Raw genomic sequence first — 12,355 nt, 5'->3', positions numbered from 1 at the left:
GGACTGTTCGGAACGGGGAGCGCTTCGGCGCTCCCCGTTTTCGTTTGCCCGGCCGCGACGTTCGTCTGCAGGCCGCTCGGACTGCGCTTTCCGAGCGTGGGCGTTGAAAAGCGTTCCGTTAGCCGCTCGCCAGCTCGCCGGCCGCGCGGACCTCGCCGACCTCGATGCCGGCCCAGTTCCTGAGCGGACGGCGCACGCGCGTCGCCAGCCAAGCTGCGGCGTCGCCCTCCGGCCTGAGAAAGCGCGCGAGCACCGCCGCCATCGCGGCTTCGGCCCCACGGGCGGCGCCGTCGTCGATCTTGATCGCGACCCCCAGCCCGAGTTCGGGCAGCGCTCCGGTGTGCACGCCCTCGGCGCCCATCTTCACGAAGGCGCGTCCGTTCAGCACCTGCATCGCCTCGGTGTCGAAGCGACCCGTGCCCGCGATCTCGAACGGCGCGGACCAGCCCGCCTGCTGCAGCCGCTTCGCCGCACGGGCGCGCTCGGGTCCGAACCCCTCGCCCGAGCCGAAGCGGGCGAAGGCGCGCGCGATCGACGCCAGCGGCGCGGCGTAGGTGGGAATGCCGCAGCCGTCGATTCCGACCGCGGCGTCCGTCAGCGACAGCCCGAGCGCTCCCTCCAGCGCCGCGGTCACCTCCCGCTGCACCGGATGCTCCGCGCCGATGTAGCCCGTGGGGTCCGTCTCCATCGCGCAGGCGAGGCAAAGGAATCCCGCGTGCTTGCCGGAGCAGTTGTTGTGGAGCGCGCTCGGGCCCGCGCCGCTCGCGGCCAGCGCCCGCGCCGCGGCGTCGTTCGTCGGCCAGTGCGCGCCGCACTCCAGCGCCTCCGCGCCAAGACCAAGACGGGCGAGGGCGCCCGCCGCCGTCTCGACATGCTCGGGCTCGCCGCCATGGGAGGCGCAGGCCAGCGCCAGCTCGCGGTCACTGAAGCCGAACCGCTCCGCTCCGCCGCTCTCCACTAAGGGCAACGCCTGCAGCGCCTTCACCGCCGACCGCCCGAAGATCGGCCGCTCGACGTCGCCAAGCGCCAGCATTAGCCGGCCGGAGGAGTCGGACACGGCGAGCGCGCCGAAATGGCGGCTCTCCACAGCGACGCCGCGCGTCACCTCGGCGAGCAGAGCGGAAGCGGTCATGCGGGGCCTTTGGTTGAAAGATGAATCGTGGGGCAGGAACCGGGCCCGAGGGTGACGTGTTCACAGAGCACGTTCGGCGCCGGACGGCGAGAGACCGCCGAAAGAGGCGCATCCACGAGGAGCCGATCATGGCTGCGAAGCAGACAAAGGCCAAGGCGGAGAGCAAGGCGTCCCGCCCGCCAGCCGACAAGAACCCCTCCATCAAGAACGCCGAGGTCTACGAGGCGCTGCGGGAGCAGGGGGCCAGCAAGGAGAAGGCGGCGCGCATCGCCAACGCCAAGGCGAAGTACGGCGACAGGGGGCCGAAGTCGCCGTCGCACAAGGGCGGCAAGGCGCCGGACTACGAAGAGTGGAGCCGCGACGAGCTCTACGGCAAGGTCAAGGAGATCGGGCTCTCCGGCCTGTCGAAGGCGTCCAAAGGCGATCTCATCCACGCGCTGCGGTCGCACTGATGGCCGACGACGGGGTCGCGCTCGAAACGCTCGCCAAGGAAGCCGGCCTCAAGCTGACGGCGTCGCGCGATCTCTCGATCGTCCGCCGCCGCGCGGGGACGGGGTTCACCTATCTCGACGGCCGGGGCAAGCGCGTGGCGGACGAGGCGACGCTCGCCCGCATCCGTTCGCTCGCGATCCCGCCGGCCTATGAGGAGGTCCGCATCGCGGCGCAGGCGAACCGCCACCTCCAGGCCGTCGGCCGCGACGAGGCCGGCCGGACGCAGTACCGCTACCATCCCGACTGGGACGTGGTGCGCGAGACGCGCAAGGTGGAGCGGCTCGACAAGGTGATCGAATCGCTGCCGAAGCTGCGCCGCGCGGTGGCCCGCGACATGGCGAGCCCGAAGCTGAGCAAGACCAAGGCGCTCGCGAGCGCGGTGGCGCTGATCGACGAGACCCACATCCGCGTCGGCTCCGAGTCCTACGTCCGCTCCAACAAGGCGCACGGCGCCTCCACGCTGCTGAAGCGGCACGTGACGGTGACGGGTGAGACCGTGGAGCTCGCCTTCCGCGGCAAGGGCGGCAAGGACGTCGCGGCCCGCATCCGTTCCGGACGGCTCGCGCGAGCGCTCGGCCGCGTCGGCTCGTTGCCCGGCCGGCGGCTGTTCCAGTACCGCGGCGAGGACGGCAAGGTCCGGCGGATCACATCGGTCGACGTCAACGCCTACCTGCGTGAGGTGACCGGCCTGCCGGTGACGGCGAAGGACCTGCGCATGCTGGGCGCCAGCGCCGCCGCGGCCGAGCAGCTGTTCGAGGTCGCTCCCGCGCAGAGCGAGACCGGCCGAAGGCGCCAGCTCGCGGCCGTCATGCGCGCCGTGTCCGACCGGCTCGCCAACACGCCGGCGGTGGTGCGCAAGTCCTACGTCCACGCGGTGGTGGTCGAGGCCTTCGCCTCCGGCGCGCTGAAGAAGGCCTATGAGGGCGCGCGGGCGAAGCCCGGCCTCCGGAAGGCGGAGACGGCGCTCGCGCGGCTGGTGCGGCGGATGAAGGAAGGCGGCTGAGGCGCTGCCCACCACTTCGGCTTGACCCGCGCCCGGCTTCCGGTCGATGTGTGGCCCATCAAAGCCGAAGCCGACGAGCCTATGACGCACCTTCTTCGCAGCGCCTGCGCTTTCGCCATGATCCTCGCCTGCGGCGGCGCGGCCTTTGCCCAGACCGCGCCGGCCCAGACGGCCCCTTGCGGAGGCGACTTCGCCGCCTGGCTCGACGGCGTCCGCGCCGAGGCTCGCGCCCAAGGGGTTTCGGAGCGCGCCATCGCGGACGGCCTCGCGGGCGTCGTAATCGACCCCAAGGTGCTGGCGCTCGACCGCGGCCAGGCCGTGTTCCAGCAGACCTTCCTGCAGTTCGCGAACCGCATGGTCGCCGGGCAGCGGCTGACGAAGGGGCCGCAGGTCATCAAGCAGAACGCGGCGCTGTTCGACCGGGTGAAGGCCGACTACGGCGTCCCGGCCTCGGTCATCGCCGCCTTCTGGGGGCTGGAGACCGACTACGGCGCAAATCTCGGCAAGTTCGACACCCGCAACGCTCTGGCGACGCTCTCTCACGACTGCCGTCGGCCGGATTTCTTCCGCCCGCAGCTGATCGCGGCGCTCAAGATTATCGACCGCGGCGATCTCGCGCCCGCCGACATGCGCGGCGCCTGGGCGGGCGAGCTTGGCCACACCCAGATGATGCCCGTCGACTACCTCCGCGACGCGGTCGACGGCGACGGCGACGGCAGGCGCGACCTCATGCGCAGCGTGCCCGACGCCATCATGTCGGCGGGCAAGTACCTCTCCGACATGGGCTGGAAGCGTGACGAGCCCTGGCTGCAGGAGGTCGTCGTGCCGGCGGAGATGCCGTGGGTCGAGGCCGACATCGACGTGAAGCACCCCGTGGGCCAGTGGGCGGGCTGGGGCGTGAAGCCGCGCAACGGAACGCTGCCGCCGGACGAGGCCAAGGCCGCGCTGCTGCTTCCCATGGGCCGCAACGGGCCGGCGTTCCTCGCCTACGACAACTTCGACGTCTACCGGAAGTGGAACCAGTCGTTCATCTACGCGACGACCGCGGCCTATCTCGCCACCCGTTTCGACGGCGCGCCGGAGGTTTCGGTCGGCGCCGCGCCGGTGCGGCCGTTGACCACGGACGAGCTGCATGAACTGCAGCGCCTGCTGGCGAAGGACGGTTTTCTCGCGGGCGCGCCCGACGGCAAGCTCGGCGGCGACACGCGCAAGGCGACGCGGAAGGCGCAGGCCAAGCTCGGCCTCGCCGCCGACGGCTACCCCACGCTTGAGGTGCTGCAGGCGTTGGCGGCCCAGGGAGGCTGATCCGCCGGCGTCTCAGCGCTCGGGCCTCCTGCGTGCTTCGAGACGGCGCTGCGCGCTTCCTCAGCATGAGGAGGTGGAGGGCTCCTGGAGGGAAGACCTCCTCATGGTGGAAGAGCCTCGCGTTAGCGAGGCGTCTCGAAGCACGCAGCGCCGGCTGAACTGCCGGCGCTGTCGGTTGATCGGCGTTCCTCAGCCCAGCAGGATCACGACGCCCGCGAGCGCGGCGATGCCGCCGGCCGCGCGGGCGACGAGGCCGCCGTTCGCGGCCGAGAGCTTCGCCGTGAGCAGGCCGAAGCCGACGCCGGCCGCATGGAGCGCCGCGGTCGCGAGCAGGAAGCCCGCGGCGTAGGCCGCGCCGCTCGCGGTCTCCGGCGCTTCGGCGCCGTGGGCGTAGCCGTGGAAGGTGGCGAACACGCCGACGAGCGCCATGGCGGCGGCGACGGGCGCCTTGACGCCGAGAGCGACCGCCGCGCCGAGCACCACGATCGAGAGCGCGATGCCGGTCTCGACGAAGGGCAGCGCGACGCCCGCCATGCCGAGCCCGCCGCCGAGCGCCATCACCGCGACGAAGGTCGCCGGCACGGCCCACAGAGCGCGGCCGCCGAGCTGGGCGGCGAACACGCCCACCATCACCATGGCGAGCACGTGGTCGAGGCCGCCGACGGGGTGGCCGACGCCGGCGGCGAAGCCGAAGGCCTCGCCATGGCCGGGATGGGCCAGCGCGAGGGTGGGGGCGAGGACGGATGCGCCGGCGAGCGCGGCGCGGAGGAGGGAACGGCGCATGGATCTGTCTCCGGAGGGAATCATGCCGAGGGCGTGTCGAAGCGGGAGGCTGCCGAACGGTCGCTGAGCGCGCGCGCGGCGGCGAAGTCGAGGCGGACGACGGCGCGGCCGTCGTGGAATAGGAAGGCAAGCGCCCGGCGGCGCGAAGTCATCTTAGCCGGCAGCGGATCGTAGCGCACGCCCGCGCCGCCCAGAAGCGGAGCGACGGCGCCGACGTCGACGCGGTCCTTCACTTCGACGCGCAGCAGGTGGAAGCGGCGGCCCGCCGCGTCCTCGCCCACGAAGGGGATGCCCGCAACGCGGAGGAGGCTCGTCGGGTCGGAGGCCGCCGAGAAGGCCTCCACGAAGGCCGCCTCGACGAGGTCGAGGTCGGTCGTGCGCGGGTTCTCCGGCTGTGGCGCATGGCCGTGCGGCAGGTGCGGCGTCTGCCACTGCACGTTCCGCCCGGGCCCGGCGTTGTGGCCGGGGCCGGCGTGCGCGTGGCCGGGATGGGCGTGGCCGTGGGAATGGCCTCCCATGTGCTCGTGGGGGTGGTCGTGTCCGTCGTGCATGGAGATCTCCTTCAGCAGCGCTCGATGAGGCTGTGGCCTTCACCTCTCCCCAGCGGGGAGAGGTCGCGAGGCGAAGCCGAGCGGGTGAGGGGGCTTGCAGGCTTTCCGGATGACGCGCGCCCCCTCATCCGGCCCTGCGGGCCGACCTCTCCCCACAGGGGAGAGGTGAGAAGCGCGCGTGTCTCGAAGCACGCACTCGATACCCGTGGCGCGCCCATCAGAAGCTGACCGGCTTGTCGATGATCGACTTGTGCTTGCCGAGCGTGCCGTGGGCCACCATTGAGCCCAGCGCCTCCACGATCACGCGGGTGCCGAACAGGGCCGTGATGTCGGAGGTGTCGTAGGGCGGGGAGACCTCGACGACCTCCAGCCCGCAGATGCCCGGCGCGCAGACGAGGCCGAGGATCTTCAGCGCCTCGCGGGGCAGGAACCCGCCCGGCTCCGGCCAGCCGGTGCCCGGCACGAAGCCGCAGTCGATGCAGTCCACGTCGAAGGAGATGTAAACCGCGTCGGCGTCCTTCCAGGCGAGCTCGAGCGCGATCTCCGCGGTCTTCTCCAGGCCGAACTTCTCGACGTCGTCGATGGTCAGCACGTTGGTGTCGCGCTTGCGCGCCTCGCTCACGCCGTAGCGCGGCACCTGCCAGCCGCCGATGCCAAGCTGCACCAGGTTGGTGGGCTTCACGTTCGGCAGGTTGGTCGCCCAGAACCAGGGCGTGGTGTGCATGCGTTCGTCGAGATCCTTCTCCTGGCAGTCGATGTGCCGGTCGAAGTGGATGATGCCGATGCGCTTGGAGGTGACGTCCGCGATGCCGCGCACGCAGGGGAAGCCGATCGAATGGTCGCCGCCGATCATGATCGGCAGCGCGCCGGACGAGGCGATGTGGCTGACGCCACGGGTGATCTGGTCGAAGCTCTTCTCGAGGTTCGCGGGGATCGTGAACACGTCGCCGGCGTCGCACAGCGTCATCTGCTCGCGCAGGTCGATGCCCATCTCGTAGTTGTAGGGCGTGTAGAGCGCCGAGATGCGGCGCACGCCCTGCGGCCCGAAGCGGGTGCCCGGGCGGTAGGTGGTGCCGCTGTCGAACGGGATGCCGATCACCGCGGCGTCGTAGTTGCCGACGTCGCGCACGTTCTCGACGTAGGGCGCCTTCATGAAGGTGTTGATGCCGGCGAAGTGCGGAAGCTCGCCGCGGGCGAAGGTCGGGATCGACTTGTCGGTGATGCTGTCCGCGCCGGGCAGGCCCATGTCGAGCGCCCACTGCTGCTCCTTGCGCCACATGGTCTCCGGCAGCCGGCTTTCGGCGTCGAGCGCCTTCCAGCCCTGCGTGTCCATCTTGGTGAAGTCAGGATGGTGGCGGCGCAGGCGTTCGCGCGAGGCGCTCAGCCCGGCGAGGCGGCGGCGGCGGGTGGGTGACGAGGTCATTCGGCTTCTCCTTGGGTAAGGCTGGCCGTCTTCCCGGGCGCCTGAGCGCGCGGGAACGTCATCAGCGGGCAGAACTCAGGCGTCATCCCGGCCGCAGCGAAGCGGAGAGCCGGGACCGTGTTCATTATGAAGCGCGGGGATCCCTCCCCGGGGACAGGGGAGGGTGGCCCCGCGACAGCGGGGTCGGGTGGGGTGCGCCCGGCGTCGCGCTCGGCGCCGAAGGCCCCACCCGACCCTTGGCTTCGCCAAGGGCCACCCTCCCCACGCTTCGCGCGAGGAGGGATTCGTGCGCCTGCTGCGGCGAAGTCATCGGAGAACGACCTGTCGCCCCGCATCACTCCGCAGCCCTCTTCTCGAACCCCAGCACCGGCACTGCGACGTCGCGGGTCAGATCGAGGTCGTAGGTGATCCGGGCGCCGAAGCGGCCCGGGGCCTGCGGATCATGGCGGGTCTTGTCGAAGGCGATCACCCGCGTGCCGAGGGTGAAGGCCTCCTTGAGGTCGTGGGTGACCATGATCACGGTCATGCCGAGCCGCGACCACAGCGGCTTGAGCAGCGCGTGCATCTGAACGCGGGTGCCGGGGTCGAGCGCGCCGAAGGGCTCGTCGAGCAGCAGCACCTTCGGGTCTTTCGCGAGCGCCTGGGCGATGGCGAGGCGCTGCTGCATGCCGCCGGACAGCGCGCTCGGGTACTTGTCGCGGTGCGCTCCGAGGCCGACCGCAACGATCAGCTCCTCGGCCTTCGCGATCGCGGCCCGGCGCTCGGCGCCGAACAGCTTTCCGAGCAGCGGCGCCTGCGCGAACTCGTAGCCCGACAGCACGTTGCCGAGCACCGTGAGGTGCGGGAACACCGAGTAGCGCTGAAACACCACGCCGCGGTCGGCGCCTGGCTCGTCCGGCAGCGGCCTGCCGTCGAGCGTCAGGTTCCCGCGCGTCGGGCGGTCCTGGCCGAGCACCATGCGCAGGAAGGTGCTCTTGCCGCAGCCGGAGGGGCCGACCACGGAGACGAAGGAGCCCGAGGCGATGTCGAGGTTGAGGTTCTCGATGACGATCTGGTCGCCGAACTCGACCCAGACGTCGCGGACCGAGATCGCGCTCATCGGCGCTCTCCCGCGTAGGCCCAGGGGAAGGCGGAGCGCGACAGCTTGGCGAGCGCCCAGTCCATGATGAAGGCGAGCAGCGTGATCCAGGCGACGTAGGGCAGGATCACGTCCATCGCGAGGTAGCGGCGGACGAGGAAGATGCGGTAGCCGAGGCCGCTGTCGGCCGCGATCGCCTCCGCCGCGATCAGGAACAGGAACGCGGGCCCGATCTGCAGCCGCACCACTTCGATCAGGCGCGGCAGCGCCTGCGGCAGGACGACCCGCAGCACGGTCTGCCAGGTGGAGGCGCCGAGCGTCTGGGCCTTCACCAGCTGCTCGACGGGGATCGCCTGCACCGTCATCGCGATGTCGCGCACGATCTGCGGCGTGATGCCGATCACGATCAACACCACCTTCGACACCTCGCCCAGCCCGAACACGATGAACAGAATGGGCAGGATCGCCATCGGCGGGATCATCGACAGCACCCCGACCAAAGGCCCGCCGCCGGCGTTCGCCACCGGCAGGATGCCGATCGCGACGCCGAGCGAAAGCCCGATCAGCGTGGCGAGGCCCAGCCCCAGCGCGAGCCGCTGGAGGCTGGCGGCGGTGTCGGCGACCATCGTGATTTCGCCCGTGCGCCTGTCCGGCTCGGTCGCCATGCGCGTCGCCGTGGTCGCCATCTCGGAGAACGGCGGCAGCAGCTTGTCGTTGGGGTTGACCGCCCGACGCTCCGCCGAGCCCAGCACGTAGACGAGCGCCAGCAGCACGAAGGGGATGATCGCGAGCAGCAGGCGGCCGCCCGGGCTCGGACGGATGTTCATGGCGCGACGCATGGAGACTCCGTGGAGATCAGGCCGTCATCCCGGACGGCCGACGGCCGATCCGGGATCGTTCGACGCATAAGGAGCGGAGACGCGGAGTCCCGCGCGAACGACGATCCCGGCTCTCGCTACGCTTGGCCGGGATGACGCGCGCGGAGCGCATCGCCGCGGCGCCCGTCACAGCTTCCCGTCGGCGGCCATCTTCATGAAGGTCGGATCGAAGCGCAGCTTCACGTTGCCCGCGTCGCCCAGCGTCTTGCCGCCGGCGAAGCCGATGCCGACCGCGTCCTTCGACTTCGCGCCCTCGCCGAGAAGGCCGTGGTCGAAGGAGAAGGTGCGCACGAGGTCCATGGTCTTGACGATGTCGGCGCTCTCGACGAAGGCCACCGCCTCGGCCGGCTTGGCGAAGAGCTTGGTGGCCTCAAGCTGCGAGTCGAAGCCCGCGAGGTCGGTGCCGGACTGCTTGCCCATGGCGGCGCGGGCTTCCTTGCCCTTCTCGCCGGGGTCCGTGACCAGCGCCAGCGTCTCGTACCAGATGCCGGCCAGCGCCTTGCCGAAGTCCGGGTTGTCCTTGAGCGTCTCGGTGTTGACGGCGAGCACGTCGATGATCTCGCCGGGGATCTTCGCGCTGTCGAACAGCGGGGTCACGTTCGGCTCGGCCTTCACTTCGGCCAGCAGCGGATTCCAGGTAACGACCGTCTTCACGTCCGGCGCCTTAAAGGCTGCCACCATGTCGGCGTCGGAGGTGTTGACGACCTTGACGTCCTTTTCCGACAGACCCGCGCCCTCGAGCGCCCGGGCGAGCAGGTAGTGCGAGACCGAAAGCTCGACGAGATTGATGCTCTCGCCCTTCAGGTCCGCGACCGACTTCGCCGATTTCGAAACGATGCCGTCATTGCCGTTGGAGAAGTCGCCGACGATCACCGCGGTGGTGTCGACGCCGCCGGCGGCCGGGATCGTCAGCGCGTCCATGTTGGTCAGCGTGACGCCGTCGAACTTGCCGGCGGTGTACTGGTTGATCGACTCCACGTAGTCGTTGATCTGCGTGACCTTGATGTCGAGGCCGTACTTGTCCGCCCACTTCTTCACGATGCCGCTGTCGGCCGCGTAGGGCCACGGCATCCAGCCGACATAGATGGTCCAGGCGATCTCGAAGGATTTCTTCGGCGCCGCTTCGGCGGAAGGCGCGAAGACGGTCGCGGAGAGGGCGAGAGCGGCGATGAGCCTGCGTAGCATGCGGAACGCTCCTCGGTCGGCCGTGTGGGCCGTGGTGTCCTCGGAGTCCGCCGCGCACGAAAGCAATGGAGGTCGGTTCGCGGCGACGAACCCGTGCAGTGACCTCCCGGGATTTTGCCCCGCCGTGTCTCCCCGCATGCTCAGCGGAGAGTGCGTCTCTCGGACCAGCGCCGCCCTGATCGGACGGCCGGAACCCTAGACGCACTGCACGGGCAACCTGCAGCAAGGCGCGTGCCATGGGCAAGCGCAAACGCGTTCCCCCGTCTCCGCGCCGTCGGTCGGGCCCGGAAACGCAACGACTTCGACGGCGCGAAAAGCTTCGGCCCCGGCTCCGGGGCGACCGAGGTTCTGTGTCCCGGGTCAGGGCCGGGACGGGGGCGGACAGCCCGACCCACAGCAGACGCCTAAATTGTAGGCGGCGTTCGCCTCCCATCCGCGCGCTCTGCGCCGTGGACAGGCCGGCTCCCGCTCCGCCATAGTCGCGCCCTCCCGCATCCCGCTTTCTGGTCGAGACTCCCCATGATCCGCGCCGTCTCCGTTCTCCGCCGCGCCGCCGTGCGCCCCGAGCGGACCGTGGACGTCGTGACGCTCGATCATGAGGGTCGCCAGCGCCGCCGCATCGCGCTCGCCTGCGAGGGCGGGCTCGACGTGCTGCTCGACCTCGAAAAACCCGCCGCCCTGGAAGACGGCGACGCGCTCACGCTGGAGGACGGACGGCTCGTGCTGGTGAGGGCCGCGGCCCAGCCGCTGCTCGCGATCACCGCCGCGTCGCCGCTCCGCCTTGCGCGGCTCGCCTGGCACGTCGGCAACCGCCACACGCCGGCGGAGATCCGCGAGGACGCGATCTACATCGAGCCGGACCACGTGCTGGCCGACATGGCGCGCGGGCTCGGCGCCACGGTGACGGAGGTCACGCGTCCCTTCACCCCGGAACGCGGCGCCTACCACGCCCACGGCCACGGTTAGATGCCGAGGTCGGAACACGCCGCGCGGCTCGACGACCCCGCAGAGGGCTCCGCTTCACCTCTCCCCGGCGGGGAGAGGTCGCAAGGCGCAGGCCTTGCGGGTGAGGGGGCTTCAAGCCCACGGACGGACGAGGCTCCCCCTCACCCGGCCCTGCGGGCCGACCTCTCCCCGCCGGGGAGAGGTGACGGCGCGCACGCCGACATCCGCCTTCCTGGGGCCGACGCCGGCCTCCTGAAGCTGCTCACCTGGCTGTCGCCGGCCTTCCCGATCGGCGCCTTCTCCTACAGCCACGGGCTGGAGTGGGCGGTCGAGATCGGCGACGTCACGACGCGCGCGGCGCTTGTCGACTGGCTCGACGCGCTGCTCGCGCACGGCGGGCTCGGGTCCGACGCCGTGTTCTTCGCCCGCGCCCATGACGCGGTCGCCGAAGGCGACGCCGCGGGGCTCGCCGCCGTGGCCGAGCTTGCGGCGGCGTTCCAGCCGTCGCGCGAACGGCGGCTCGAGAGCTTCGCGCAAGGGACCGCGTTCCTCACCGCGATCCGCGCCTCGGCGCCGACCTCAGCGCTCGATCTCGCCCAGGGCTGGGACGGTCCGGTCGCCTATTCCGTCGCGGTGGCGCTTGCGAGCGCCGGTCACGGCCTGCCGCGCGATCCCGCGCTTGCGGCCTTCCTGCACGCGGGCGTCGCGAACCTGATCTCCGCCGCGGTGCGGCTGGTGCCGCTCGGCCAGACCGACGGACTCCGGGCGCTCGCGGCGCTGGAGCCGGCGGTGCTTGCCGCCGCCGGCCGTGCGGCGCGCACCCCGCTCGACGATGTCTCGGGCGCGGCGTTCCGCTCCGACATCGCGTCCATGCGCCACGAAACCCAACGCACGAGGCTGTTCCGCACATGACCGCATCCCCCCACGGCCCGCTGCGCGTCGGCGTCGGCGGCCCGGTCGGCTCCGGCAAGACCGCGCTGATGGACGCGCTCTGCAAGAGCTTGCGCGACCGGGTGAACCTCGCGGCGATCACCAACGACATCTACACCAAGGAGGACGCCGAGTTCCTCACCCGCTCGGGCGCGCTCGCGCCCGAGCGCATCCTCGGCGTCGAGACCGGCGGCTGCCCGCACACCGCGATCCGGGAGGACGCCTCGATCAACCTCGCCGCCGTCGACGACCTCGTGGCGCGGTTTCCGGGGCTGGAGCTGATTCTGATCGAAAGCGGCGGCGACAACCTCGCGGCGACGTTCTCGCCGGAGCTCGCCGACCTGACGATCTACGTCATCGACGTCTCGGCCGGCGACAAGATCCCGCGCAAGGGCGGCCCGGGCGTGACGCGCTCCGACCTGCTGGTGATCAACAAGATCGACCTCGCGCCCATGGTCGGCGCCAGCCTCGAGGTGATGGACCGCGACGCGACCGCCCAGCGGCGGGGCAAGCCCTTCGTGTTCGCCAACATGAAGACGGGGCAGGGGCTCGACCGCGTGCTGCGCTTCATCGCGGAAGCCGGCGGGCTCTCCCGCGCCGCGGCGTAGCCGAAAGCGACGATCAGCCGAGGCCGCAAGAAAATTATAACG

At 71.0% G+C, this 12,355-nt stretch carries 13 protein-coding genes and 1 riboswitch; of the genes, 6 read left to right on the top strand and 7 right to left on the bottom strand.

The genetic code is table 11. The annotated features are described in order from the left end of the window. Positions 1 to 118 precede the first annotated feature (118 nt). The gene (locus K244_RS0109650) at positions 119 to 1,132 is read right to left on the bottom strand and encodes an asparaginase (protein ID WP_020186054.1); all 1,014 of its coding nucleotides are present in this window, start codon (positions 1,130 to 1,132) and stop codon (positions 119 to 121) included. 128 nt (positions 1,133 to 1,260) lie between these two features. Between K244_RS0109650 and K244_RS21740 the strand changes: the two genes are divergently transcribed. The 3 genes from K244_RS21740 to K244_RS0109635 all read left to right on the top strand — a co-directional run bounded on the left by K244_RS21740 (position 1,261) and on the right by K244_RS0109635 (position 3,932). After that, positions 1,261 to 1,584 carry a hypothetical protein gene (locus K244_RS21740; protein WP_020186053.1) on the top strand — a complete coding sequence of 108 codons (324 nt, stop codon included), beginning with the start codon at positions 1,261 to 1,263 and terminating at the stop codon, positions 1,582 to 1,584. Continuing rightward, a complete protein-coding gene (locus K244_RS0109640) occupies positions 1,584 to 2,627 on the top strand; it encodes a DNA topoisomerase IB (RefSeq protein WP_020186052.1) in 1,044 nt (347 codons plus the stop codon). The genes K244_RS21740 and K244_RS0109640 overlap by 1 nt, the downstream gene beginning before the upstream one ends. An 81-nt stretch (positions 2,628 to 2,708) precedes the next feature. Continuing rightward, positions 2,709 to 3,932, top strand: a complete 1,224-nt coding sequence (locus tag K244_RS0109635) for a lytic murein transglycosylase (RefSeq protein WP_024816413.1) — start codon at positions 2,709 to 2,711, stop codon at positions 3,930 to 3,932. Between the two features lie 189 nt (positions 3,933 to 4,121). Here the strand turns inward: K244_RS0109635 and K244_RS0109630 are convergent, their stop codons facing one another. The 6 genes from K244_RS0109630 to K244_RS0109605 form a co-directional block, all read right to left on the bottom strand. After that, positions 4,122 to 4,715, bottom strand: a complete 594-nt coding sequence (locus tag K244_RS0109630) for a HupE/UreJ family protein (RefSeq protein ID WP_020186050.1) — start codon at positions 4,713 to 4,715, stop codon at positions 4,122 to 4,124. A 20-nt stretch (positions 4,716 to 4,735) separates the two neighbouring features. Then, the gene (locus tag K244_RS0109625; RefSeq protein ID WP_020186049.1) at positions 4,736 to 5,266 is read right to left on the bottom strand and encodes a hypothetical protein; all 531 of its coding nucleotides are present in this window, start codon (positions 5,264 to 5,266) and stop codon (positions 4,736 to 4,738) included. Between the two features lie 217 nt (positions 5,267 to 5,483). Next, a complete protein-coding gene (locus K244_RS0109620; protein WP_020186048.1) occupies positions 5,484 to 6,689 on the bottom strand; it encodes an agmatinase family protein in 1,206 nt (401 codons plus the stop codon). Between the two features lie 334 nt (positions 6,690 to 7,023). Further along, positions 7,024 to 7,788: an ABC transporter ATP-binding protein gene (locus K244_RS0109615; RefSeq protein WP_020186047.1), complete on the bottom strand. Its 765-nt coding sequence runs from the start codon at positions 7,786 to 7,788 to the stop codon at positions 7,024 to 7,026. Further along, positions 7,785 to 8,606, bottom strand: a complete 822-nt coding sequence (locus K244_RS0109610; protein WP_020186046.1) for an ABC transporter permease — start codon at positions 8,604 to 8,606, stop codon at positions 7,785 to 7,787. Before K244_RS0109610 ends, K244_RS0109615 begins: the two co-directional genes overlap by 4 nt. Positions 8,607 to 8,771: 165 nt before the next feature. Beyond that, a complete protein-coding gene (locus K244_RS0109605) occupies positions 8,772 to 9,830 on the bottom strand; it encodes a putative urea ABC transporter substrate-binding protein (protein ID WP_020186045.1) in 1,059 nt (352 codons plus the stop codon). 101 nt (positions 9,831 to 9,931) lie between these two features. Next, positions 9,932 to 10,040: riboswitch (guanidine-I (ykkC/yxkD leader) on the bottom strand. Between the two features lie 309 nt (positions 10,041 to 10,349). On the opposite strand from K244_RS0109605, the gene K244_RS0109600 reads away from it, so the two are divergent. From K244_RS0109600 to ureG, 3 genes are read left to right on the top strand one after another with little or no spacing between them, the layout of a single operon-like run. After that, positions 10,350 to 10,796 carry an urease accessory protein UreE gene (locus K244_RS0109600; RefSeq protein WP_020186044.1) on the top strand — a complete coding sequence of 149 codons (447 nt, stop codon included), beginning with the start codon at positions 10,350 to 10,352 and terminating at the stop codon, positions 10,794 to 10,796. Then, a complete protein-coding gene (locus tag K244_RS21735; protein ID WP_020186043.1) occupies positions 10,797 to 11,687 on the top strand; it encodes an urease accessory protein UreF in 891 nt (296 codons plus the stop codon). After that, entirely contained in the window at positions 11,684 to 12,313 is a 630-nt protein-coding gene (ureG, locus tag K244_RS0109590; protein WP_020186042.1) for an urease accessory protein UreG, read from the top strand. The genes K244_RS21735 and ureG overlap by 4 nt, the downstream gene beginning before the upstream one ends. Positions 12,314 to 12,355: the final 42 nt, after the last annotated feature.

This window comes from Methylopila sp. 73B, from assembly GCF_000526315.1.
Taxonomy (GTDB): Bacteria; Pseudomonadota; Alphaproteobacteria; order Rhizobiales; family Methylopilaceae; genus Methylopila.
Note: the sequence above shows the minus strand (reverse complement) of the source record. Positions and strands in the feature narration are given on the sequence as shown.

Excerpts from the sequence above, each read along its gene's own strand:
- K244_RS0109650 (WP_020186054.1), bottom strand. The coding sequence starts at position 1,132 with ATGACCGCTTCCGCTCTGCTCGCCGAGGTGACGCGCGGCGTCGCTGTG.
- K244_RS21740 (WP_020186053.1), top strand. The coding sequence starts at position 1,261 with ATGGCTGCGAAGCAGACAAAGGCCAAGGCGGAGAGCAAGGCGTCCCGC.
- K244_RS0109640 (WP_020186052.1), top strand. The coding sequence starts at position 1,584 with ATGGCCGACGACGGGGTCGCGCTCGAAACGCTCGCCAAGGAAGCCGGC.
- K244_RS0109635 (WP_024816413.1), top strand. The coding sequence starts at position 2,709 with ATGACGCACCTTCTTCGCAGCGCCTGCGCTTTCGCCATGATCCTCGCC.
- K244_RS0109630 (WP_020186050.1), bottom strand. The coding sequence starts at position 4,715 with ATGCGCCGTTCCCTCCTCCGCGCCGCGCTCGCCGGCGCATCCGTCCTC.
- K244_RS0109625 (WP_020186049.1), bottom strand. The coding sequence starts at position 5,266 with ATGCACGACGGACACGACCACCCCCACGAGCACATGGGAGGCCATTCC.
- K244_RS0109620 (WP_020186048.1), bottom strand. The coding sequence starts at position 6,689 with ATGACCTCGTCACCCACCCGCCGCCGCCGCCTCGCCGGGCTGAGCGCC.
- K244_RS0109615 (WP_020186047.1), bottom strand. The coding sequence starts at position 7,788 with ATGAGCGCGATCTCGGTCCGCGACGTCTGGGTCGAGTTCGGCGACCAG.
- K244_RS0109610 (WP_020186046.1), bottom strand. The coding sequence starts at position 8,606 with ATGCGTCGCGCCATGAACATCCGTCCGAGCCCGGGCGGCCGCCTGCTG.
- K244_RS0109605 (WP_020186045.1), bottom strand. The coding sequence starts at position 9,830 with ATGCTACGCAGGCTCATCGCCGCTCTCGCCCTCTCCGCGACCGTCTTC.
- K244_RS0109600 (WP_020186044.1), top strand. The coding sequence starts at position 10,350 with ATGATCCGCGCCGTCTCCGTTCTCCGCCGCGCCGCCGTGCGCCCCGAG.
- K244_RS21735 (WP_020186043.1), top strand. The coding sequence starts at position 10,797 with ATGCCGAGGTCGGAACACGCCGCGCGGCTCGACGACCCCGCAGAGGGC.
- ureG (WP_020186042.1), top strand. The coding sequence starts at position 11,684 with ATGACCGCATCCCCCCACGGCCCGCTGCGCGTCGGCGTCGGCGGCCCG.